Source organism: Kitasatospora sp. NPDC049258 (genome assembly GCF_040678895.1).
Taxonomy (GTDB): domain Bacteria; phylum Actinomycetota; class Actinomycetes; order Streptomycetales; family Streptomycetaceae; genus Kitasatospora.
Genome location: NZ_JBFAQT010000012.1, coordinates 108647 through 131498, shown reverse-complemented (window position 1 = coordinate 131498; position 22852 = coordinate 108647). Strand labels below are relative to the sequence as shown.

Genomic DNA, 22852 nt, shown 5'->3' with positions numbered 1-22852 from the left:
GGGTGAGCGCGCACGTCCACCGGCACGACGACCACGACCGGATCCTGCTGGAGGCCGTCGCACCGCTGGCCGACTCGCTGCGCGCCGAGGGGCTGGTCCGCGGCTTCTTCTACCTGCGCTACTGGGAGGGCGGCCCGCACCTGCGGGTGCGGCTGCTCAGCGCACCCGGCCGGGCCGACCAGGTCCGCGACCGGCTCGTCGACGCGCTCGGCGGCTACCTCCGCGAGCGGCCGTCCACCCGGCGGATCGATCCCGACGCCTACCGGCAGGTGGCGCGCACCATCGCCGAGTTCGAGGGCCACCACGCGTACGACAGCCGGATCCACCCGGCGGACACCATCCGGTTCGTACCGTACCCGCCCGAGCACGCCTCGTTCGGCGTCGGCGCGGCGCTGACCCTGGTGGAGAGCCACTTCGATCTCTCCACCCGGGTGGCGCTGGCGACGCTGGCCCGGCCGGGCTCCGGGCGACAGGGCGCCGCGCTGGCCATGACGATCTCGCTGCTGGCCGCCCTGGCCGAGGGCACCGCCGGGCGTCTGGTGCGCGGTGTCCCCGGGGGCGGCGGTCCCGCCGCGTTCGACCGGGCGGAGGCCGAGGCGACCCACCGGCGGCTGCGCCCGGAACTGGAGGCCACGGCCATCGGATTGGGCGCGGGCGGCGCGGCCGGCGACCCGGGCCCGGTCGCCCCCCGCGCGTCGCACGATCCGGCGGCGGCGCCGCTGGCGCTCTGGCACGACGGCGTCCGCTTCCTGCGCACCGGACTCACCGAGCTGATGGCCGACGGGCGGTTCGCACCGGCGCCCGGCACCGGCGCCCCGGCCGCGAGCACCCCGACCGCGAGCACCCCGACCGCGAGCACCCCGGCCGGCCGATTCCCGGTCGACCGCGCCCTGTTCCGCTGCCTGCACCTCCACCTCAACCGGCTCGGCGTCACCGTGGCGCAGGAGGCCCGGCTGCGCCACATCGCCGCCCTGACCCTCGACGGCCTCACCCAAGGAGCCTGACCGTGCACCCCTCGGACCTCGCCCCCACCCCGGCCCCGACCCCCGTCCTCACCCGGGCCGCGCCGGCGACGAGTTGGCACAGCATCCAGCTGCACCACCGGACCCCGGACCGCACCGACCTGCTGCTGCGGGCCGTGCGCCCGCTCTTCGCCGAGCTCGAAGGAGCCGTCGAGGCACAGTACTTCATGCCGCACTGGCGCCGGGGATCACACCTCAGGCTGCAGTTCAGGACGACGCCCGAGGTGTTCGAGCGGACGGTGCGCCCCACCGCCGAGGCGGTCCTCGGCAGCTATCTGGCGGAGCATCCCTCCACCGAGCGCGTCGATGAGGAGAGCGAGCTGCGGCTGCACCGACGGCTGGCCTTCGTCGAGTGGGAGCTCGGTCCGCTCACGCCGTTCCACCCCGACAACTCGCTCCAGTACGAGCCGTTCGACGGCCGGGGGCACGTGGTGGGCAGTGCGGCCGCGGCCGAGCTGCTGGGTTCCTTCCACGCGGACACCACGCCGCTCGCCTTCGCCGTCCTCGAACGCGCGGGCGGCCACGCCGGACGGCTCGCCGCCGCCTTCGACCTGATGGTCGCGACGGCCCACCTGGTCCACTCCGTCCCCAGGACCGCCTCCTCCTTCCGCTCCCACTCGGAGGCGTTCATCGCCACGAGCAGCGCGCCCGAGCAGGTCCGCGCCCACCTCGACCGGCAGTACGGGAGCAGGGCGCAGTCCCTGCGGGCCCGGCTGCGGGCCGTGGTCGACGCGGTCGACGCCGGTGACGACAGCATCCCGCACCTGGCCGAATGGGCCGGCCTGGAACGGGCCCTGCACAGCCGCGCCAAGGAGCTGATCGCGGCGGGCGAGATCTCCCTCAAGAACAGCGAGACCCAGCGGGAGGACATCGACGAGGCGGCGATGACCACCGCGTTCCTGGAGCGCAGCCCGTTCCACCGCGGTCTGGACCCGGCCGCCTACCGGCAGCTGCTGGACAGCGTCGACTACCAGGCGTACCGGCTGGTGATCAACCATCTCTACCTGCTGATGACCCGGCTGGGGCTGCGGCCGGTGGACCGGTTCACCCTGTGTCACCTGGTCGCCTCGGCGGCCGACGTCCCGGTGACCGGGGCGGAGCCGGGCGCAGCAGACCCCGATGCGGCGGAGCCCGACGCGGCGGAGCCCGGGCCGGCCGGCGGCTGAGCCACCCCGGCCAGGGCGCTCGGGAGTTCGGCCCGGCCGCGGATGCCCAGCCGTCGGTACGCCTGGGTCAGGTGGATCTCCACCGTCCGCAGGGTCACATAGAGCCGCCCGGCGATCTGGCGGTTGCTCAGCCCGGCGGCCGCCAGCTCGACGACCCGCTGCTGGGCCTTGGTCAGCCGCGCCGACGGCTGTGGGCCGAGCGGCCCGGCGGTGATCGCCGCCCCTGCCCGTGCCACCACCTGCTCGGCCCCGCAGGCGAGGCCCAGCTCCCGCGCGCGGCGGGCCGCGGCGGCCGCGGCGGCCGGATCGCCGAGGAGGGCCTCCGCCTCGGCCAGGTCCGCCAAGGCCCGCGCGAGGTCCAACCGTGCCGGGGAACGCCCCAGGTGGGTCACCGCCATCCGGAGGTGCCACCGGCGCTCCTCCCCGTCGGTCACCGCGCCCCATGCCCGCCGGTTCAGGCCGAGCGCCCGAGGGGTCCCCAGCCGGTACGCCGACCGGGCCTCCTCCCGCAGCAGTTCCCGCGCCGGCTCGGCCCGGCCGAGCGCCGCCCAGGCCAGCGCCGCGGTCCGCCGCCAGGGCACCAGCACCGGGTGGTGGATGCCGGCCCGGCCCAGCTCGCGCCCGCACCGCAGCAGGATCTCCAGCGCCGCGCAGTGGTCACCGGTGGCCAGGTGCAGGCGGCCCGTCAGCACCATCAGCACCGCGCCGTCCAGGCTGCGCGGCGCCGGTTCGGCCCGCTCCAGGAGCAGCGCGGCCGCCGCCGGGCGCCCGCGCTCCAGTTCCACCGCGGCCGCCGCGGCGATCGGCGAGGGCCAGGGCGCGGCCGGTGCCCGGCCGTCCTGGAGCTCCAGGGCACGCTGGGCCAGCGCCCCGGCCTCGTCCAGCGCCCCGTGCCAGAGCGCCGCGTGGGCCCGCCAGCCGTACCGGAACACCCGCTGCTCCCGGTCACCCCGGGCAGCTCCGGCCGACCCCGACCCCGGCCCCGGCCACCGCTCCGAGCAGTCGCAGGTGAGCGCGCCGCACGGCTGCAGGCGGTCGCCGAGGAGCGCGGCCCAGGCCCGTACCTGGACGTGCTCCGGGCCACGGGCGTCCCGCCCGGCCGGGCTCTCCCGGCGCCCGTACGCGGCACAGCCCGGCGATCCGAGCTCGTCCGCGGGCCTGCCGGGGTGCGCTCCGAGCGCGGACCAGAGGGCGCGGGAGGGTGCCGAGCGCACCAGCGTGACCGGGTCGACCACGGCGCCGCCCTGCCGCTCGTCGGGCGCCCCGGACAGGGCGCCGGTGTCCGCCAGGGCCGCCAAGGTCCACTGCTCCTCCAGGACATCCGCCACCTCGCTCCGGGCAGCGGCCGTTGCCTCCCGCCCGTCCCTCTCGGCCCCCGCCCCCCGCAGCGCACCCAGCGCGCTCAGCGCCGTACCGGCCGCCTCCAGGGGACGGCCGGACCTGCGCAGCGCCCGGGAGAGCAGCTCCGCGGTCCGGTCAGCCCCGTCGGGCCGGGCGGTGCCCGTCAGCCGGACGACCTCCCGCAGCCGGCGGACGGCCGAAGTGGGGGAGGTCGGCGTTTCGAACTCGGCGAGGCGGCGCAGCACGGCGGCCCGCGCGGGGGTCTCGCCCGCCTCGGCGAGGGCGCGCCGCAACAGCCGCAGCACCTCCTCGTTCGCCTCCTCGTCCACCGAGCCGTCCACCGCGCCGTCCACCGCGCGCAGCCCGGCCCGGTCGGCCGCGTCCAGCAGGACGCGGATCGCCCACGGCGGGCCGCCGGGCGGGGTCGCGCAGAGTTGCTCCGCGATCGCTTCGGCGGCTGCTCCCGCCTCGAACAGCACGGTTGCCGCCCGGGCGTGCAGCTCCGTGCGCGCGGCGGTCGGCAGGGTCCGCAGCAGCGCCTCACCGGTCGCCTCGCGGCACAGCACGGCGCCGTCCCGGCCGCGTTCCAGGACGCCGGCCGCGGTCAGGGCCGCGATCTGCTCCCGGGTGGTGGCGGGGTCCGCGCCCGCCAGCGCCGTGATGTCCTCGCAGCTCGACCGCCGGCCGAGCACGGCCGCCGCCACGGCGGTGTCGAGGAGTGTGCCGCCCCGCTGTTCGAGCCGGGCGACCACCGCGCGCCGGCGCTCCGTCGCCGCGAGCGTGTGGATGCGGTCGGCCCCGGGCCGGTGGGAGCCGTCCTCCCGGCCGAGCCGGCGCGCCAGCCGGCGGACCAGCAGCGGGGTCCCGCCGGTGGCCGAGTGCACCGCGCCGGCCACCTCGGCGAGCGGGATCGCCGCGACGGACGGGTAGGAGGTGAGCAGCTGGGTGGTGCCGCGCAGGCTCAGCGGGCGGACGGGCACCGAGTGCGCGCCCGCGTCGAGGAGGTCCTCCAGGGTGTGGTCGAGGCGCCCGGCCGGGCCCGGGGCACCGGACTCCAGCAGGACGGCCAGCAGCAGCGGCCCGCCGGCGCCGTCCAGCCGGCGGACCAGGCGGGCCAGCCAGCAGGCGTCGTCGGGGCCGATGTCGTCGACGGCGAGCAGGGCCGGCGCGGTCCGGGCCACCCCGGCGGCCCGGGCCAGCAGTTCGCCGGGCGCGGGCCGGCCGGCGGCCGGCGCCGCGGAGGTGCCGGGCACACCGAGCGGGTCCGCGGGGACGGCCCGCAGGTGCCGGACCGTCGGGTCGGGCCACCCGGCCTGCGGACCGGCGGCGGACTCCGATCCGGTCGGGCAGCCCGAGCCGGCCACCCGGAGTTCGGCCCAGCCCGCCCGCCGCAGCCCGGCCGCCCAGGACGCCAGCAGCGCGGACTTCCCCACCCCCCACGGCCCGTGGATCACCACTGCGGCGGGGCCGCGGGCCCTGACCCCGTCGGCGATGCGGTTCAGCTCGATGTACTGGTTCTCTCGCTCGACCATCCCGTCCGGGGAGCGGGGCACCCGCCGGTGGTCCTGGGTCTCCGCAGGGCGGGGGCGTCGGCCGAGATCGCCGCGCCAGCCGAAATCATGCATACAACGGGCCTTTCTGTCGGTGCCTGCCCAGCTGCCCGAGCGGCGGTCCGCGCTCCGGGTCCGGCGAACGGACCGTCACGCGAACCAGGCGCGCCGGTCGCCGTCGGGCCGCCAGGTACCTCGCCCCCCGCTCCCCCGGCCCTCCCTGACCGGGCGTCACCGGCGTGGCCCATCGGTTCCGGTGGCCGGTCGGGGCCGGTCGCAGTGGGTGTACGAAGACTGCCCCGGCCGGATCGCCGCTGGATCCGCACGCCTCGGCGGGCCGCGCGCCCGGGGTGCGGGCTCGGCGGAGATCCGCGGATATCGAGCGGATATCGAGGACTGCGATGCTGGGCGCGCAGCAACCGCCGACCCGAAGGTAGTGACCCGATATGACTGCTCGACGCCCTTCCGCCGCCCGCTGGGGCATGGCCGCCCTGTCCGTGCTGGGCGCGGTCGTGGCCGTCGGAGTGGTGCCGGCCGTCGCGTCCGCCGCTCCCGTCCCGACCACGGCGTCGAGCCCGGCCACCCAGCACGACCGAGACGTCCGGCCCGACCCCGACCTGCTGCGGATCAACGTCGGCGCCGACCCGGGCTCCTCGGGCGCGAGTTCCGCGTGCGTGGCTGCCGCCCGGTCGACCGGCGCCGCCGTGGGCGACGACTGCACGCAGGGCATCGTGGTCTGGAACAACACCGGGTCGGACTACCACCGGCCGGTCCACTGAGGCTCCCGGGGATCGACCCGGCGACCTGCCCCGCGACCTACCCGGCGGCCTGCCCGGTGGTCGTCACCGGCACCCCGGCCGGCCCGGCCGGCCCGGCCAGCAGCTCGCGCACCCGGTCGCGATCGGGCAGTCCGAGCCTGGTGAACAGCGCCTGGGCCCGGTGAAGTTGCGCCCGGGCCTCGTCCCTGCGGCCGAGGTCCGCCAAGGCTTGCGCCAACACGACCAGGGCGTGTCCCTGGTCCCGTTCGGCCGCCAGTTCCTCGCACTCGGCCAGCGCCTGCCGGGCCGCCTCCACCGCCTCGGCCCCGCGGCCCAGGTGGCGCAGCGTGTCGGCCAGCCGGTAGCGGGCGTGTGCCTGGCGCAGCCGGAGCCCTCGGGACCGGCAGAGCTCCAGGCACTCGCGGAGGATCGCCGCGGCCTCCCGGTACCGGCCCGACTCGTGGGCCGCGAGGCCGAGCACGTAGAGCGCGTAGGACACGCCCGGCCAGTCCTCGGCCGCGCGCAGGGCCGGCAGCAGCTCCCGGCAGGCGGCCTCGGCCTCGGCGGGCGCGCCGCTGCGCACCCGGGCCAGTGCCGCGTTGAGGGTGGTCACGGTCTGGCCGGCCCGGTGGCCGAGCGCGCGGGCCAGTGTGTTGGCCTCGTCGTAGAGCCCGACCGCCCGGTCGAAGCGGTGCTGGAGCTGGGCGAGCAGGCCCAGGTCGTTGAGGGCCTGTTGCAGGACGACGACGTCACCGGCCGCCCGGCAGGCGTCCGCGGCGCGCCGGCTGTGCTCCGCGGCCTCGCTCAGGCGGGCGGCCTGCACCGCCAGGTTGCCCCGGATGAACTCGGCCCGGCCCAGCGAGTGCTGGTCGTCGTGGTCGGCCGCCGCTGCGGAGACCGCCGCCGCGGCGACCGCGAGGCGTTCGTAGCGCGGATCCGCGTCGAACGGGCAGAGCGCGATCAGCAGGTCGGCGGCCGTCCTGACATCCTCCGCCGAGGCCCGGTCGCCCACCCGATCACCGACCCCGTCGCCTACCCGACCACCGGCCCGACCACCGGCCCGTTCGGCGACCGTGGCCAGCACCGCGGTGATCGCCGCGTCGAACTCCTCCGCCACCCAGTCCACCGCCGCCCGGGTGCTGTCGAAGCGCAGTCCCGGCACCGGGGGCGTGCGCAGCGCGGTGCCGATCGGGTCGCCGGGCACCACCTGCTGGAAGGCGGCCGTCGCGGTCGCGAGCAGGAAGTCCAGCTGCCGGCGCAGCGCCGCGGCAGACTCGTCCTGCCCGCCGGGCCCGTCGATCTGCAGGGCGAACACCCGCAGCAGGTCGTGGTAGCGGTAGCGGCCGGCACGCGGTTCGGTGACCATACCCGCGTCGACCAGGGACTCCAGCAGTGCCTCGGCGCGGCGCGGGTCGACGCCCAGGACGGCGGCGGCGGCCGGCACCCCGATGTCCGGGCGGCCGACGGCGGCGATCACCCGGAACGCGGTGGCCTGCTCCGCGGTCAACTGCCGGTAGCCCCAGTCGAAGGCGCCGGCGACGGCGAGGTCGCCGAGGCGCAGCTCGGCCATCCGGTCCTGCTCGGCGGCCAGCCGATCGGCCAGCCGGGCCACCGTCCAGGCCGGGCGGGAGGCGAGCCGGGCCGCCACGATCCGTACGGCCAGCGGGAGATGGTCGCAGTAGCGGATCAACTCGCCGGCCGCGGCCGGGTCGGCGGCGATCCGGCCGGCGCCGGCCGCCCGCGCCAGCAGCTGGGTCGCCTCGTCCACGCTGAACACGTCCAGGTCGATCTGGGCCGCGGTGGCCAGGTCGAACAGCCTGGCCCGGCCGGTCACCAGGACCGCGCAGCGCGGCGAACCCGGCAGCAGCGGGCGGACCTGGGCCGCGTCCCGGGCGTTGTCCAGCAGGATCAGCACCCGCCGGACGTCCAGCAGGGAGCGGAACAGCCGGGAGCGGTCCTCCAGCGTCTCGGGGATGGCGGCGGAGGCGACGCCCAGTGCGGTGAGGAAGCTGGCCAGGAGCACGCTCGGCCGGGCCGGTTCCGGCTGGTCGCCGCGCAGGTCGGCGTACAGCTGCCCGTCGGGGAAGCCGCCGCGCAGGCGGTGCGCGACGCGGACGGCGACGGCGGTCTTGCCGACGCCGCCCATCCCGGAGATCGCCGCGACGGGCAGCACCGCGTCCTCGGCCGCACCGTCGACCGCCTTGCCGAGCACCGCGTGGAGCGCGTCCAGCTCGGCCCGGCGGCCGGTGAAGTCGGCGATGTCGGCAGGTAGTTGGGCGGGTACCAGGGCCGGTCCGGCCGGCGCGGCGGCGACGTGGGCGGGGGCGACGGGGGCGGTGGCGACGGGGGCGGTGGCGAGCAGCGCGGGGTCGCCGCGCAGGATCCGCCGGTGCATGTCGCGCAACTCGGGCCCCGGGTCGATGCCGAGCTCCGCGGCGAGCAGGCCGCGGGCCCGGTCGAAGACGGTGAGCGCGTCGGCCTGGCGCCCGTCCTGGTAGAGCGCCCGCATGAGCAGCACGTACGGGCGCTCGCGCAGCGGGTGGTCGGAGGTCAGCTCGCGCAGCACGGGCACCGCGAGCTTCTGGTCCCCCAGCTCCAGGTCGAGGCCGCACCGCTCCTCCAGCAGGCTGATCCGCAGGTCGGCCAGCCTGGCCCGCTGCTGCTCGGCGAACGGACCCGGCAGGCCGGCCAGCGGCTCGCCGTACCAGAGGTCGAGCGCTTCGGCGAGCAGCCGCCGGGCGCGCTGCGGGTCCTCGCCCGCCGTCGCGGCGCCGAGCGCCGTCGCGGCCAGCTTCTCCGCCCGGACGGCGTCCACCCCGTCGGGGGGCAGCACGGTCCGGTAGCCGTCCCCCACCGAGGCCAGGATCCCCGGAGCGGTCCCGTCCCGTCCCAGCACCTTGCGCCAGCGCCAGGCGTACGTGCGGAGCATGGCCGAGGCACTGGCGGGAGCGGCCTCGCCCCAGATGCCGTCGATCAGCTCGCCGGCGCTCGCGGCCCGGCCGTCCCGCAGCAGCAGGGCGGCCATCATCACCTGCTGCAGCGGCGACCCGACCGGCAGGACCTCGTCCCCGTCCTGGGCCCGCATGGCGCCCAGCAGGAAGAAGCGGACAGGTTGGATCATGGGCGGCAGTCCCCTCGTGCGAAACACCCGACGCCCGGCGGGGATCGACCCAGCCGCCGCCGTCGCCACCGCTGTGGCCTTCCTCCCCCCAGGAGAAGGCAATCCTTCGTATTAGTAGCACATCCTGATCACCACCCCGCCGTGCACCAGGCTCAGCACCTTCATCCCCACGAGGTCACCGACGGGGTCGACCATCCATGATCACTCCGGCCCGAAGACCGCAGGTGGGGGCGGGACTGCACTGTCGCTGTCGTGAGCAGCCGCGCCGCCGGACGAGCGCCTCCATCCCGCTCCGGCTCATCGAGCTCCGAGAAGGTGGTTGACGCTCCATGAGGTGCCGGCCACGACTGTCCCTGTCGCCCCCAGCACGCGCTCCATCGCCGGTAGCCGTTCGCCGCCGCGACCGTCTGGACGTTCGAGCAGCAGCCGGGTCATCTCCTCGGGGTGCTCCTCGAAGCCCGGCGATGGCTGTCCCGGCGCGAGCTGCGCTCAGCGGTACGCGCTGTCCGTGGTTCCCGGGTTGCCCCCGCTCCGCTGAGGAGCGCTGCGGCCGTCGTCCCAGGAGGCCGTGGCGAGGTGGTCGGCACTGCCGCCGCGCCACTCGACCAGGAAGAGCGTCGCGTCGTCACTGGTGGCGCCGCCGCGCTCCCGCTTCAGGGTGTGGGACAGCGCCCGTACCGTCGACCGCAGACCGACCTCCGCACGCCCCACCCGGGCGACCACGTCGATCAGCTGTTCCTCGCCGAACTGCTCACCGCCGGCCAGGTGTTCCTCGACGAGCCCGTCGGTGAAGAAGAGCACCCGGTCACCGCGCCGCAGCAGTTGCTCGCTGATCCGCGGCTGCTCGCCGCCGAAGCCGACCGGCAACGTCGTCGGGCCCTTCAACTGCTGGACCACGTCGTGGTCGCGGATCAGCAGCGGCGCCGGATGGCCGGCGTTGACCCACCGCAGGCGTCCCGAGGCGACGTTGAGCTCCATCATGTGCGCGGTGACGAACTGCTCGGGTCCGAACTGGTCGGCGATCGCCGTGTCCATGAAGGCGTACGTCTCGGCCAGCGCGATGCCCGAGCGCCGGGAGTGCCGGTAGGCCCCGATGGCGACCGTCGCCATCACCGCCGCGTCCAGCCCGTGGCCCATCGCATCGATCACGGCCACGTGCAGGACGTCGCCGTTCAGCGCGTAGTCGAAGCTGTCGCCGGCCACCTGGTAGGCGGGTTCGAGGATCCCGGCGACCTCGACCTGCGGGGTGGACATCGTCAGCGGCGGCAGCAACGACCACTGGATCTCCGCGGCGGTCGTCATCGGGACGAGGCGACGCGCCTTGAAGAACTCGTCGGTGTACCCGTTCTTGGTGACCAGCATGTCGGCCACCAGACCGGCGAGCCGCCGCAGCAGCCGCCGGTCGTCGTCGTCCACGGTGTCCAGCGTCAGGGCGAGCACCCCCACCTGGTCACTGCCGTCCAGCAGCGGAAGGTACATCCGCACCCCGTCGGCCTGCGCCACCTCGACCGCCGCCGCACGCAGGAACGCCGCGCCGGCGGGGGAAGCGTCGATGGGCTGGGGCTCCCCGACCCACAACCGCCGCCCGGGCAGCGGGACCAGCATCAGCTGCTCGTAGTCCTGCAGCAGGATGGAGACGTCCCGGCCCCCGACGATGCCGACCTCCTCGGCGATCAACGGGGCGATCAGCTGCGGCGGCATCTCGTGCGCCCGGTCCAGCAGCACACCGAGCAGCCGCTCACCGAACCCCTCCGACCGGTCCACCACGACCCGGTCGGGCTCCCCATCCGCCTCTGCCATAGTCGCCCACTCCACCACACCCACGACCGGCCCCCCGGGACAACACGCAGGTGACAGACCATCAGCACGGCACCGCCGGACGGCCGGGCGACGGCCGGCCACCCGCCCCGCGACGCCCACTGCGGCGGGCCCCTGGCGGACATGGTGGGTCCGGCCCCGCACCGGAGTATCCTGGGAATCACCGAAGGCACATCGCATGCCGGTCCCCCATCCGGCTTCGTCTCCGGCGACCGACAATTCCGGGCCCATGTGAGTGGACCCGGAGACAGGTCCGGGACGCCAACGCCCTCCAGCCGCCCCGTGATGGTCAAGGACCCCCTGCACGAGTCCGGCTGACGGCCACTCGGCAAGGCGGGGAGATGCGTGCGCCGAACCTGAACCGACCACCCTCAGCCCTCAGCCCTCAGCTCGACCAGATGGTCGCCCTCCTGTCGGCACTCACCCCATGCTCTTCGCTCCGTCCAGCGACTCTCGGATGATGTCGGCGTGGCCGGCGTGCTGGGCGGTCTCGGCGACGACGTGCATCAGGACCCGGCGGGCCGACCACTCCGCGTCGGCCTCGAACCAGGGCGCCTTGGGGAGCGGCTGGGTGGCGTCCAGGTCGGGCAGGGTGGCGACCAGCTCGTCGGTGCGGCGGGCCACCTCCTCGTAGTCGGCCAGGACACCGGCGAGGGTCTCGCCGGGCAGCAGGCGGAACTCGTCGGCGCGGCGGGCGTAGTCGGCCTCGGTGAAGGCGGTGAAGTCGGGCATCGCCGACGGACCGTCGACGACGAAGTTCGCCCAGACCCGCTCGACCGAGGTGACGTGCTTGATCAGGCCACCCAGGCAGAGCTCGCTGGCCGTGGTCCGCTGCCCGGCCTGGGCGTCGGTGAGGTCGCGGGTGGTGAAGCGGAGGAAGTGCCGCTGCTTGGCCAGTGCGACCAGCAGGTCGGCGCGCTCGCCGGTCAGGGCCGGGGCAGTGGTGGTCGTGGTCTCGCTCATGGGTTTCGCCTTCCGTTGTTGCTGCTCCGTCGGTCGAGTCCCACCCTAGGGAGGACAGCGGTCACTTTCTGACCTGAATTCCCGAGAGAATCGTCGACATGGCGAACACCAGCACCCGTACGTTGCGACTGCTCTCCCTGCTCCAGACCCACCGGTACTGGCCGGGCGAGGAGTTGGCCGATCGACTGGGCGTCTCGATCCGTACCCTGCGCCGCGACATCGACCGGCTGCGCGATCTGGGCTATCCGGTCGACGCGCAGCGCGGCGTGGACGGCGGCTACCAGCTCGCCGCCGGCGCGGTGCTGCCGCCGCTGGTGATCGACGACGAGGAGGCGGTGGCGCTGGTCGTGGGGCTGCAGGCCGCCGCGGAGGTGGCAGTGGAGGGCATCGCCGAGGCGTCGGTCAGGGTACTGGCCAAGGTCGTGCAGGTGATGCCGACCCGACTGCGGCGCAGGGCCGAGGCGCTGCGCGCGATGACCGTGCCCGCCGACTGGGGCGACCCGGCCGGCACGGCGGCCACAGGCATCGATCCCGAGGCGCTCACCGTGGTGGCGCTGGCCTGCCGGGACAGCGAGCAGCTCCGCTTCTCGTACACCACGGCCGACGGCCGTCACACCGAGCGGAACGTCGAGCCGCACCGGCTGGTCTGCCTCGGGCGCCGCTGGTACCTGGTCGCCTACGACCGCGTCAGGCACGACTGGCGCAGCTTCCGGCTCGACCGCCTCGCCGCACCCCGCGGCGGCGGCGCCCGGTTCCGGCCTCGCGAGCTGCCCGGGGCCGACGCCGCCGAGTTCGTCCGGGCCGGCCTGATCGGCGCGCCCCGCCCCTACCAGGTCGACGTCGTGGTGGACGCCCCCGCCGCTGCCGTGCGCGCGCGGATCGGCCGGTGGGCCACGGTGGAGGAGGCCGACCCCGCGCACTGCCGGGTGCGGATGACCACGGATTCCCTGGACTGGCCGACCATGGCCCTGGGTGCGATCGGGGCTGACTTCCGGGTCCTGGATCCGCCCGAGCTGGTCGAGCAGCTGCGCGAATGGAGTGCTCGCTTCGGCCGGGCCGCGCAGGTGCCACCTCGGGGGTAGCCGTGGTAACGGCGTGGTCCCACCTCGACACGGAGGGCGCCACCAGGCCGGGTGGATTCAGGTGAAGCTCAGGGCGGCCATCTTGCCGGAGAGGGCTTCGGCGTGGCCTTGGACGGTCTCGGCGTGGCGGGCGAAGACCTCGGCGTGGGTACGGAGTTGTTCGGGGTGCACCATGAAGCCGTCGCCCTGACCCCGGCCCGTGCCGGAGACGCCGAGCAGGTCCTCCAGAGCGGAGTAGGCCATGCCCGCGACGGCCTTCTCGATGAGGGCGAGCAACGGTGGGAGAGCGGCCTCGATGACCTTCGTGATGATGTACTGGATGAGTTGCTGTTCCAGGTAGTCGACGGCCTTCTCCGCCGCCGCGATGACCAGGGCCCCGGCGGCCTCGGCCAGGCCCAGGGTCAGCACGGCGGCGGCCTGGTCGGCGACGAAGGCGACCGCCAGCGCGATCAGTTCGGCGATGCACTCCAGCTTCATCGCCACGATGAACTCCGCGCCCGCGTCCAGCGCGGTGGCGAGCACGTGGCAGGCCTCCACCAGGCTGTTCATGTGCCCCTGCGACAGGTGGGCCCACTTGGAGACCAGCAGTTCGTAGGAGTCGGCCTGGTAGGAGTCGGCCATGGCCTTGATGGTGCCGGTGGCCTGGTTGTGCGTGTCGTCGATGTTGGTGGCGAACTCCCGCACGTGCTCGGCGAAGCTCCGCACCGAGTCCTCGTTCACCATCGGCCAGTTGATCCCGATGACCAGCAGGAACTGCGCCACCTCTTCGGGTAGTTCGATCGCCATCCGGCGCCCCCAATTTCCTTGTCGGATCAGGTCAGAGAATTCCGGGCGAAATCCAGCAGCCCGTCCCGGTCGAACTCCAGGCGGCTGCCCTCGCCGGTCACCACGAAGGTCCCGTTCCATTCGGCGCGCCAGGCCTGGCCGCGGAAGTTCTCGAATTCGACCCAGCTCCCGGGCGCATCCTCCAGCAGCGGGAGCTCGCGAAGGAGCACGTCCGCCGTGGCGAGGGCACGCTCGGTCGAGGTGCTCCGTGACGTGGTGGCCGTGTTCAGGTAGCTCATCCTCAGGAACGGCACCGGCTGCCGGTCCAGACGGGTGGCCCTCAGGCCCTGGGGGTGCGAGGTCAGGAACAGCGCCTCGCTCTCGGTCTCGGTGCCGGAGAACTCGAAGTGCCAGCCGGGGAAGAGTGCGTAGGTCACCGCGTGCAGGCTCGCGTCCTGGATCTGGTAGCGGTGAGCACCGGGCGCCGCCACCACCGCGGTGTCGAACCCGTGCCCGGCGGCGGTGAACCCGCTCAGCACGGTCAGCGGGCGCCGGCTGCCGAGCGCCTCGGCGCTGTGGTCGCGGGCGAAGGCCAGGAGACTGCGGACCAGGTCCTCGTCGTGGTGATCGAGCGCGACCACCTGCAGGAGGTGCCGGCGGTCCGTGGTGAGGACGGCGGAAAAGCTGAACCGGGGGTTGGGGGCCCAACGCCAGGCGTCGGGCAGGTCTGTCCACGGCTCGGCTCCCGGCATTCCGGCCAGGGTCGCGGTCAGGTCCATGAAAGCTCTCCAGGATAGGGGGTACGCCGTGCGGCTAGCGCGACTGGTAGTTCGGCCCGGTGTTCTGCGTGTAGGTCTGGGTCATGCTGCCACCACCGCTCGAGTTCTGTTGCCGTGACATCGCCTCCATGTGCGAGGTGTTGTTGAAGAACTCGTCCCGGGTCGCCCGGTCCGAATTGTGCCCGACCGTGTTGTAGTGGTCGACGACCGCTCGCGTGTGCTCATAGGTCTGCTGTCCGGGGGGAATGTTGTTCCCCTGAGCGTCGAACCAGTGCAGTTGACTGCGCGGCACCCGTTTGCCGTTGGCGTCACGAATGTCGCCGGTACCCGCCCCGACTCCCTCGTGCGTCCAGTTCTTGACCATCTCATCGTGAGTGTCCTGCCAGTACCCCTTCGGGTACTCGGATTTGCGGTCATGCCTCGCCGCGAGGCCGAGCGGGTCGCAGGCGAGCAACGGGTTGCCGACGTAGGTGTAGGCGTCCGGTGCGGGAGAGAGGCCGAGCGGGTCCGCACTGAGGTAGCGGGCGGTCGCGGGGTCGTAGTAGCGGAAGACGTTGTAGTGGAGCCGGGATTCGGGGTCGTGGTACTGACCGGGGAAGCGCAGCGGCGTGGTGGTGGCGTGCTGGCCGGTGGCGACCGGCAGGCCCCAGATCGTGCTGCGCTGCTCCCAGGCCGTCGTTCCGTCGGGTGCGAGGAGGTGCGTGGGGGTGCCGACCAGGTCCGTGACGATGGCGAAGAACCGGCGGTCCGTCTCGTCCTGGGTCACCAGGTGTTCGGTCTGGGCGACCGGGTGCAGCCCTCGGTGGTCCCAGGTGAGGGTGTAGGGGCCGGGCAGGTGGGGGCCGTGTGCGGTCTGCTCCGCCAGGGTGTGACCGTCCCAGCTGAAGTCGGTCCACTCGTGGAGGGTCCAGGCCTCGCCGTCGGCGACGAAGTGCTGCTTGGTGATGCGGCGGCCGAGGGGGTCGTAGCGGTAGTGCCAGCGGTCACCCTCGGGTGTGGTGACGGCGGTGAGCTGGTTCTCCGCGTCCCAGGTGTACCGCCAGACCCTGGTCCGGCCGGAGAGCGTGCGCAGGTGGCGAGCGGTGGTCCGCCCCTGGGCGTCGTACTGGTAGGTGACCCGCCCCGCCGAACTGACCAGTGAACCGTCGAAGGTGCGCTCGCCACCGGCCGCCGCCGCCGCTGCGCCCGGCCAGGTCGCCCCCACCAGGTGGCCGCCCTGGTCGTAGGCGTAGGTCTCGGTCCAGTCGGCGGCCCGGACGGCGGTCACCCGCCCGACCCGGTCCTGCTGGAAGGAGGTGGTGCGCGCGGGGTTCGCGCCGGTCTGTTCGGTGAGGGCGGTCAGCTCGCCGTCGGCCCGGTAGCGGTAGGTGCGGCGGATCAGGGGCAGGCCGGCGGAGCCGGACAGCGTCTGGCCGGTCAGCCGGTTCTCCGGGTCCCACGTGAGGGCGAGGGTGAGGTCCGGCGCGAGAGCGCGGCTGACTTCGCGTCCGGCCGCGTCGTGGTCGAAGGTGACGAGGTGCCCGGCGGCGGTGAGCGTCCGCGGGTGGCCCAGCTGGTCGTAGGTCCAGTGACTGGTGCCGCCCGAGGGTGTCCGACGACCCGTCATCTGCCCGCGCACGTCGTAGGCGTAAGTGATGGTGCGGCCGTCCACGGTCTCACTGAGCACCCGGCCCAGGGGGTCGTAGGACCGGCTCAGCTCGCTGCCGGGGGCGCGGGCGCTCAGCAGGCGGCCGGCCTCGTCGTAGCCGTACTCGGTGACCTGCCCGTCCGTCTCCTTGGCGACGACCCGGCCCTTGGCGTCGAGCCGGTAGGCGATTCTCTGACCCAGGCCGTTCCGACGCTCCGTCAGATGACCTGCGGGGTCGTACGCGTAGTGGAGCGCATGCCCTTCGAAGTCGCTCTCCCCGGTCAGCCTTCCCGCTGCGTCATAGGTGTAGTCCCAGGTCAGGCCCTGCGGCTGGGCGACCTGGGTGAGGCGCAGTTCGGTGTCGTGGGTGAAGGTGTAGCGCGCGCCGTCCGCCGCCGTCCGGGCGGCCGGCAGGTTGAAGTGGGTGTACTCGAGTTCGGTGACGGCGCCCGTCGCGTCGGTGTGGCGCACCATGTTGCCCTCGGGGTCGTAGGCCCAGGCTTCGGTGGCGCCGGTGTGGTCCTGGCGGGTGAGAGCCCTGCCCTCCACCGTCCAGGTGAAACGGGTGCGCTGGCCGAGTTCGTCGGTGATCGTCACCGGCCGGCCGAAGGCGTCCCGCTCGAACTCGGTGCGGCCGCCGAGCGCGTCGGTGGCCGCGACCAGCAGCCCGCCCCGGTCGCACTCGGCCGTGCTGGTGTTGCCGAGGGCGTCGGTCACGGCGGCGAGGTGGCCGTGCTCGGTGTACCCGAAGCGGGTGGTGACCCCGGACCGGTCGGTGACCGCGGTGCGGTTGCCGCGCTCGTCGAAGGTCTGGCTCCAGGTCAGGCCGTCGGGCGTGCGGATCTCGGTGGGCTGGTGGAGCCGGTTGTAGGTGAACCGGAGGTTGGTGCCGTCGGGACTGTCCACGCGCACCACGTCGTCGCGGGAGTCCAGGGTGAGGCGGGTGGTGTGACCCAGGGGGTCGGTGTAGACGAGCAGTCGGCCGTAGCGGTCGTGCTGGGTGCGGGTGGTGTGGCCCAGCGGATCGACGATCCGGGTGAGGTGCTTGTGCTCGTCGTAGTGGAACTCGGTGGACTCGCCCTGGCTGTTGGTCATGGTGGTGACCCGGTTGGCCAGGTCGTAGCCGAAGTCGGCGTCCAGGGCGCCGAGCGAGCCGCGTCCGGCGGAGACCCTGCCGTCGCGGCCGTACTCGTAGGCGTACCAGTGCCCGTTGCGGTCGGTCCAGGACGTGACGCGGTCGTACTCGTCGTGCTGGTAGACCAGCGGGACCTCGGAGGAGTTCGCGACCTGCTGCAGCCGGCCCGTGCCGTCGTACCCGAACACCATCACGGTGGTGCCCAGGCCACCCCGGCTGTCGTCCAGCAGGCGGAGCTCCTCGATCCGCCAGCCGCCGGCGGTGTACCCGGTGTCGACGGCGATCGGCCGACCGCCCGAGCGGCGCACCTCGACCGGCAGCCGCTCCGCGTCGTACAGGAACTCGATCCAGTTCCCGTTCCGGTCGGTGATCGCCGCCAGCGGCCGGGACGAGCGCGCGGGGCCGCCCTCGGCGACCGGGAGGACGGGCGGGAAGTGGCGGGTCCAACCGGTCTGCGGGTCCTCGATGCAGATCGTGTCCTCGGTCCTGTCCCAGGTGAGCGGCCAGCGCGCGCCGTCCTCGGGGTAGGCCTTCTGCCCCTGGGCCGGAGCCGGGTAGTGCAGGATCTGGCCGTCGTCACCGGCGTAGTGGATGCCCAGATGATCGATCTGCAGTCGCTGGGTGAGGGTTGACGACCAACCGGGTCCGAACAGGGTGCCCGCCTGATATCCGGAGGCGTACGCACGGCGTAGGACCAGTGGCAGCAGCCCGGGCAGTTCCAGGTCGGTCGCGGTCATGACCATCTGCCCGGAGACCACGTCCACGGGGTCGCCACCGGTCTGCAGCTTTCCGTTGCCCTCGGTGCCCTGACCGCCGCCCGCTTTCCCCTTGTTGAGGTCGGGCTCCCTGCTCTCGCCCTTGCCCGGACCGCTGGGCGGTTTCGGGCCGCCGCCCTCCCCGCCATGGCCCGTGCCACCCCGGGCGAGGTCGCCCGCGATCTTTCGCTCGTTCTCGGCGACCTGGTCCGCGACCCGCTTGCCGTTCCGCTCGGTCTCTTTGAGAATCCCGCCGTAGGCCTTCGAGAGATCCCGCGCAAGGGCCTGCTCGGTCTTCTTCGCGGCCTCTGTCAGTGCGTGACCTATCTGTCCGACCACGTCTGTTGCTCTCCCTTTGGGCAGGATTCGAAGAAGTAAGTCGACCACCTGACCTAACGGCTCACCATGCGGTTCCACCGGCAGAACTGCGGCCGGGCATACTTCTGCCGGTGGAAGACTTCCACTCGGGGTAAGTCCCGGCGGTCAGGCATCGGAAGCAGGGACGGGGACCTTGGCAGTGGGGACAGGGACATCGGCCACGGGCGGCTTCGCCAGTCGGCTGCTCGGTCTACGGACGCGCGCCGGGCTCAGCCAGGAAGTCCTGGCCCACACTGCGGGAATCAGCGTCCGCGCGCTGGCGGACCTCGAACGCGGACGCTCCAAGGGGCCGCAACGCCGCACCGTGCAGGCACTCGCCACGGCGTTGGAGCTGGACCGGGAAACCGCCGGGGAACTGGAGGAATTGGCCGGCCTCGGCCGACCACGGCCCAGGCCCGAAGCGGCGACCAGCACGCGCTCCGCCTTGGCATTGCCACGTGACATCGGCGACTTCACCGCGCGCGGCCCCGCCCTCGACCGACTGCACGCCTTGGCGCACGAGGCGGATCCGGGCCACCCACCGGTCGCCGTGATCGCGGGGCAACCCGGGCTCGGCAAAACCGCCTTCGCCGTGCACGCAGCGCACCGCCTCGCCCCGGATTTCCCGGACGGTCAGTTCGTCCTCGATCTGCGTGGCATGGATACCGAGCCGACCACCGCGCGCGACGCGCTCGCCTCGCTGCTGCGAGCCCTGGGCGTCACCGAGAGCGGGATTCCGGCCGGAACGGACGACCGGGTCGGGCTCTACCGGGCCGAGGTGAGGGAGCGCCGGGTGCTGCTCGTCCTGGACAACGCGGCATCGGAGTCCCAGGTCCGCCCGCTGCTGCCGGGCGTCGGCCGCTCGATGACGATCGTCACCAGCCGCCAGGCCCTGGCCGGCCTGGAGTCGGTCCACCGCACCGCTCTGGGCCTGCTGCGGCGTGAGGAGGGAGTCGAGCTGCTGACCCGCATCATCGGCCCGGAGCGGGTCCGGCACGAGGCCCAGGCCGTCCGCGACCTCGTGGACCTCTGCGGATACCTGCCGCTGGCCGTACGCATCGCCGGACAGCGTCTGGCGGTACGGCCCATGGAGCGGGTTGCCAAGCTTGTCACCCAACTCGCGCGGGCGGAGCGCCGTCTCGACTCGCTCCAGGCGGGCAGCCTGCAGATCAGGGCCGCCTTCACCATGTCGTACCAGCACCTGGCCCACCCCGCGAGGATCCTCTTCCGCCGGGCCTCTCTCGCGGCCGGTCCGGACTTCAGCCCCGAGACCGCCGCTCTGCTCGCCGACCTGCCGGTCGCCCAGGCCGCCCGGTACGCCGAGGAGTTGACGGATGCCGGGCTGCTCCAACCCGACCCCGACGCCGAGCGCTACCGCTTCCACGACCTGCTCAGGCTGTTCGCCGCCGAGCAACTCACGGCCGAGGACAGCCCTGAGGTCTGCGAAGCAGCACGGGACAGGACCGCTCAGTGGGTGCTGCGGCGGGCCACCGCCGCAGCACTGCGCTTCGATGCCGATCGCCACCACGAACCGCCCGCCGGCGACCCCGACCCCGACCACGCGCCCGCCGACCGCGAAGAAGCCCGCACCTGGCTGGAGGCCGAACGGGCCGAGTGGCTCGCGGCCCTGCAACGGTCTCGGACGGCCGCACGGCATCAGCAGGTCATCGACGCGGCGGAGGCCATGCACTGGTTCTCCGACCTGAACCAACACTGGGACCTGTGGGCAGAGGTGTTCACCTGCTCCATCGAGTCGGCCCGCGCCTTGGGCAGCAGGCGGGACGAGGCCGTCCACCTCAACTACCTCGCCTGGGCCCACAACATCTGCCGCTACGACCACCCCGCCGCACTGGCGACTGCTGAGCGCGCCCTCACGGCGGCGCGCGAGGCCGCCGACGAGCTCCAGGAGACCTGGGCTCTGGCCTACGCCGCAGGAGCCCTCCACAGGCTCGGCCGGACGGGCGAGGGCATCGAGCGGCTCCGGAAAGCAGTCGCCCTCGCCGGCACGCTGACCTCTCCTCAGGGCCGGCTGGCCCAGCTCACCGTGCTGAACGGGCTGGGCCAATACCTGCGAATGTCCGGCCGGGTGCAGGAGGCACTGGTCGTCCACCGGCGCAGCGAAGCGCTCTGCCGGAACGGCATGCCCGGACAGTCGGCCGAGCTGATCGCCATGTACCACGCGGCCGCCCTGCAGGAGGTCGGCAAGGACCTCTCCGCCCTCCACCGCTGGACCGAGGCCGAAGCCCCGCTGCGCCAAGCCCTCGCGCACTTCGAAGCCGCGCGAATGCCCGCTTGGAGCGAGCCGGCCCGGCTCGACCTCGGCGTCGTCCTCCGCCGGCTCGCACGCTACGACGAAGCCCGCGATACCCTCGTCGCCGCCGGCAACGCCCTGGCCCTCCTGAAGAGTCCGCGACAGTCGGAGGTCTCGACCGAACTCGACGAACTCAACCGGACCACCGCCGGCGAGTAGTACGGCACTCCGTACGGCCCGATCCCGAACACCCGACTGTCACTCGCACCGATCGTGCGCCGGCCCCACGACCTGCTCAAGCGTCGGAGCCTCCGACGGTCTGCAGATTCGCGACACGGCCTCCCGTACATGGCAGCACGCAATCACCGGGCCGGCGCGCTCACCACCGCCGAACTGCATGCCACCGCACCGCACACCTGGGTGACCTGATCGCCACCCGGCCTGTCCCGCGGCGGATCGGGGCCTGAGCAGGCAGGACGGCCCGGCGTCGGTACGCGGCCGGGCCGTGCGGTGCTGGTACGCCGCGGCGGTCAGCCGCAGTGGACGTTCTGACGGTAGACGTACACGGTCTCTATCTCGCCGCCCCAGTCGATGCAGGTGCCGGCCGCGGAGACGTACACCGGGCCCGCGTAGGTGGTGAACTGGCCGTAGTTGCCGATCCAGTCCGGCGAGCCGGACACCCGGACCAGTGCGTTCATGTACAGCCGGGTGCCCGGGTTGTCGCGCACGTTCACGACGCAGTTCTTGCCGGTGGACCGGCTGTAGGTGAGGTAGACGGTCCCGTAGTCGCCGACGTCCAGGGAGTCGATGACGGTGTAGCCGCTCCCGCAGGCGCCGTTGTAGATGGCGGCCTCGGCCGAGCCGGGCACGAGGACCACTCCGGCCAAGGCGGCGGTCGCGACCGCGACGGCGGTGGTGGCACGGCGGACGAGCTGGCGCATGAGGACTCCCTCGCACGGGGCCGCGTCCGTGCGGCGCCCGGGCTCGGGCGGTGGCGCGACCTGCGTGGGACGTTAGTTGATCATGGTCTCGCGCAGGTATCGCGGGGTAGCACGCATACATACCGAAAATCCGGCCGCCCCTGGTCCGCGCCCGACCCGGCGCCGGACCCCGACCCAGCCCGAACGCCGTGCCGCCCGGGCGACCCCGCCCACCACGCTGTCCACCGCGGTGGCCACGCCGGACGAGTGCACCGGTGTGAGGTGCTCGGCCGGCGTCACCGGCCATGACGGGGATGAGACGACCGCGATACCTCCGCGCGCCATGATGACGTCCAGGTCGAGGGTTCACCCGGCGGCCCACTGCCAACGGACCGAAAGAGGACGCAGAACGCGATGCGGAAGATGTGCGAGCCCCCGGCCGCGAATGCAACGGTGCCCGCGAGCAAGGCCGTCGGCGTATGAGTTCCGCCGCGCATCAGCGATCGACCGGCAGCAGCGTGGGAGTTGGGCTGGCCGGGCTGGCCTGGCTCATGTGCTGTGTCCTGGCCGGTTGTTCGTCATCCGGGCAGCCGGCCGCAGAGGCGATGCGGACCACGCAGTCCCCGTCCGCGCTCCCGGGGAGTGCTGATCTACATCTTCCGATCGAGCCGTATCTCTTCTCCGAGGCGGAGACAGCGAAGCTGACCAGGGCGGGAGCCGTGCTGCGCAAGGCGTGCATGCAGCGGTTCGGTCTCGACTACGCCATCGGTCCGGCCGACCCGTCGACCGGACCGCGCCCGTTCATGGACCGCCGGTACGGCGTGACGGACCAGGACGAGGTGGCGGCCAACGGCTACCACCTCGGCGACCGCGACCCGCGCACCCACCCGGTCAGCCCGCCGCAGTTCTCCGCCGAGCAGCAACAGGTGCTCACCGGACACCTCCCGGGGAAGACCGGTGCGGACGAAACGAACCTCCAGGTCAACGGCGTACCGGTACCACCGGGCGGCTGCTACGACGAGGCGAAGCGCGGCCTGGCCGGTTCGGGGGACCTGGGCCCGAGCAGCCTGGCTCAGCAGACCAACTTCCAGACTTTCAAGGCCAGCATGTCGATGACGCAGGTCACGCAGGCATTCGAGGCGTGGTCCGGCTGCATGAAGAACAGGGGTTACTCCTACCCCAATCCGATGGATGCCATCGGCGATCGCCGCTTCCTGGGGGACTCACCCACGCCGCTGGAGCTCCAGGTGGCGACGGCTGACGTGACCTGCAAGCAGCAAGTGAATCTGGTCGACACTTGGTTCGAGGTCGAGGCTTCCCTGCAGAAGGAATTGATCGCACGGCAACAAGCCGAATTCACGGCGGCGCTCGCGGCGAAGACCGAGCAACTCGCCAAGGCCGACGCCGTGCTGCGCGATCAGTGAAGTAGTGGGCTGAATCTT

The 22852-nt window shown here is 73.4% G+C and carries 14 protein-coding genes; 6 read left to right on the top strand and 8 right to left on the bottom strand.

Annotated features, from left to right (window positions below):
* The first annotated feature begins 2 nt into the window (after nucleotides 1–2).
* Nucleotides 3–1004: a lantibiotic dehydratase C-terminal domain-containing protein gene (locus AB0K43_RS13220; RefSeq protein ID WP_363638969.1), complete on the top strand. Its 1002-nt coding sequence runs from the start codon at nucleotides 3–5 to the stop codon at nucleotides 1002–1004.
* 2 nt (nucleotides 1005–1006) lie between these two features.
* Nucleotides 1007–2188, top strand: a complete 1182-nt coding sequence (locus AB0K43_RS13215; RefSeq protein ID WP_363638967.1) for a thiopeptide maturation pyridine synthase — start codon at nucleotides 1007–1009, stop codon at nucleotides 2186–2188.
* Here AB0K43_RS13215 and AB0K43_RS13210 read toward each other — a convergent pair.
* Nucleotides 2077–5082, bottom strand: a complete 3006-nt coding sequence (locus tag AB0K43_RS13210; RefSeq protein WP_363638965.1) for a LuxR C-terminal-related transcriptional regulator — start codon at nucleotides 5080–5082, stop codon at nucleotides 2077–2079. The two genes, AB0K43_RS13215 and AB0K43_RS13210, sit on opposite strands and share 112 nt — an antisense overlap.
* A 443-nt stretch (nucleotides 5083–5525) precedes the next feature.
* Between AB0K43_RS13210 and AB0K43_RS13205 the strand changes: the two genes are divergently transcribed.
* On the top strand, nucleotides 5526–5858 hold the full coding sequence (locus AB0K43_RS13205) for a hypothetical protein (protein ID WP_363638963.1): 333 nt from the start codon (nucleotides 5526–5528) through the stop codon (nucleotides 5856–5858).
* Between the two features lie 37 nt (nucleotides 5859–5895).
* On the opposite strand, the gene AB0K43_RS13200 is transcribed toward AB0K43_RS13205, so the two are convergent.
* The 3 genes from AB0K43_RS13200 to AB0K43_RS13190 form a co-directional block, all read right to left on the bottom strand.
* Complete coding sequence (locus tag AB0K43_RS13200) at nucleotides 5896–8958, bottom strand: BTAD domain-containing putative transcriptional regulator (RefSeq protein ID WP_363638961.1); 3063 nt, start codon at nucleotides 8956–8958, stop codon at nucleotides 5896–5898.
* A 489-nt stretch (nucleotides 8959–9447) separates the two neighbouring features.
* Complete coding sequence (locus tag AB0K43_RS13195; RefSeq protein ID WP_363638959.1) at nucleotides 9448–10758, bottom strand: PP2C family protein-serine/threonine phosphatase; 1311 nt, start codon at nucleotides 10756–10758, stop codon at nucleotides 9448–9450.
* Between the two features lie 438 nt (nucleotides 10759–11196).
* Complete coding sequence (locus tag AB0K43_RS13190; protein WP_363638957.1) at nucleotides 11197–11739, bottom strand: DinB family protein; 543 nt, start codon at nucleotides 11737–11739, stop codon at nucleotides 11197–11199.
* 98 nt (nucleotides 11740–11837) lie between these two features.
* On the opposite strand from AB0K43_RS13190, the gene AB0K43_RS13185 reads away from it, so the two are divergent.
* Nucleotides 11838–12821: a YafY family protein gene (locus AB0K43_RS13185; RefSeq protein WP_363638955.1), complete on the top strand. Its 984-nt coding sequence runs from the start codon at nucleotides 11838–11840 to the stop codon at nucleotides 12819–12821.
* A gap of 57 nt (nucleotides 12822–12878) precedes the next feature.
* Here AB0K43_RS13185 and AB0K43_RS13180 read toward each other — a convergent pair whose 3' ends face one another.
* Genes AB0K43_RS13180 through AB0K43_RS13170 form a run of 3 tightly spaced genes read right to left on the bottom strand, consistent with a single transcriptional unit; the run spans nucleotide 12879 to nucleotide 18221 of the window.
* Nucleotides 12879–13607, bottom strand: coding sequence for a hypothetical protein (locus tag AB0K43_RS13180; RefSeq protein WP_363638953.1), 729 nt, complete (start codon nucleotides 13605–13607; stop codon nucleotides 12879–12881).
* A gap of 26 nt (nucleotides 13608–13633) precedes the next feature.
* Nucleotides 13634–14365, bottom strand: coding sequence for a hypothetical protein (locus AB0K43_RS13175; protein WP_363638951.1), 732 nt, complete (start codon nucleotides 14363–14365; stop codon nucleotides 13634–13636).
* Between the two features lie 34 nt (nucleotides 14366–14399).
* Nucleotides 14400–18221: a DUF6531 domain-containing protein gene (locus tag AB0K43_RS13170; protein ID WP_363638949.1), complete on the bottom strand. Its 3822-nt coding sequence runs from the start codon at nucleotides 18219–18221 to the stop codon at nucleotides 14400–14402.
* Between the two features lie 178 nt (nucleotides 18222–18399).
* Between AB0K43_RS13170 and AB0K43_RS13165 the strand changes: the two genes are divergently transcribed.
* On the top strand, nucleotides 18400–20709 hold the full coding sequence (locus tag AB0K43_RS13165; protein ID WP_363639081.1) for a helix-turn-helix domain-containing protein: 2310 nt from the start codon (nucleotides 18400–18402) through the stop codon (nucleotides 20707–20709).
* A 311-nt stretch (nucleotides 20710–21020) separates the two neighbouring features.
* On the opposite strand, the gene AB0K43_RS13160 is transcribed toward AB0K43_RS13165, so the two are convergent.
* Nucleotides 21021–21431, bottom strand: coding sequence for a spore-associated protein A (locus AB0K43_RS13160; RefSeq protein WP_363638947.1), 411 nt, complete (start codon nucleotides 21429–21431; stop codon nucleotides 21021–21023).
* Nucleotides 21432–22129: 698 nt separating this feature from the next.
* Between AB0K43_RS13160 and AB0K43_RS13155 the strand changes: the two genes are divergently transcribed.
* Entirely contained in the window at nucleotides 22130–22834 is a 705-nt protein-coding gene (locus tag AB0K43_RS13155) for a hypothetical protein (RefSeq protein ID WP_363638945.1), read from the top strand.
* Nucleotides 22835–22852 lie beyond the last annotated feature (18 nt).

Bases quoted from the DNA above. Each gene is read 5' to 3' on its own strand.
- AB0K43_RS13195 (WP_363638959.1), bottom strand. From the start codon at position 10,758: ATGGCAGAGGCGGATGGGGAGCCCGACCGGGTCGTGGTGGACCGGTCG.
- AB0K43_RS13200 (WP_363638961.1), bottom strand. From the start codon at position 8,958: ATGATCCAACCTGTCCGCTTCTTCCTGCTGGGCGCCATGCGGGCCCAG.
- AB0K43_RS13190 (WP_363638957.1), bottom strand. From the start codon at position 11,739: ATGAGCGAGACCACGACCACCACTGCCCCGGCCCTGACCGGCGAGCGC.
- AB0K43_RS13205 (WP_363638963.1), top strand. From the start codon at position 5,526: ATGACTGCTCGACGCCCTTCCGCCGCCCGCTGGGGCATGGCCGCCCTG.
- AB0K43_RS13185 (WP_363638955.1), top strand. From the start codon at position 11,838: ATGGCGAACACCAGCACCCGTACGTTGCGACTGCTCTCCCTGCTCCAG.
- AB0K43_RS13175 (WP_363638951.1), bottom strand. From the start codon at position 14,365: ATGGACCTGACCGCGACCCTGGCCGGAATGCCGGGAGCCGAGCCGTGG.
- AB0K43_RS13180 (WP_363638953.1), bottom strand. From the start codon at position 13,607: ATGGCGATCGAACTACCCGAAGAGGTGGCGCAGTTCCTGCTGGTCATC.
- AB0K43_RS13160 (WP_363638947.1), bottom strand. From the start codon at position 21,431: ATGCGCCAGCTCGTCCGCCGTGCCACCACCGCCGTCGCGGTCGCGACC.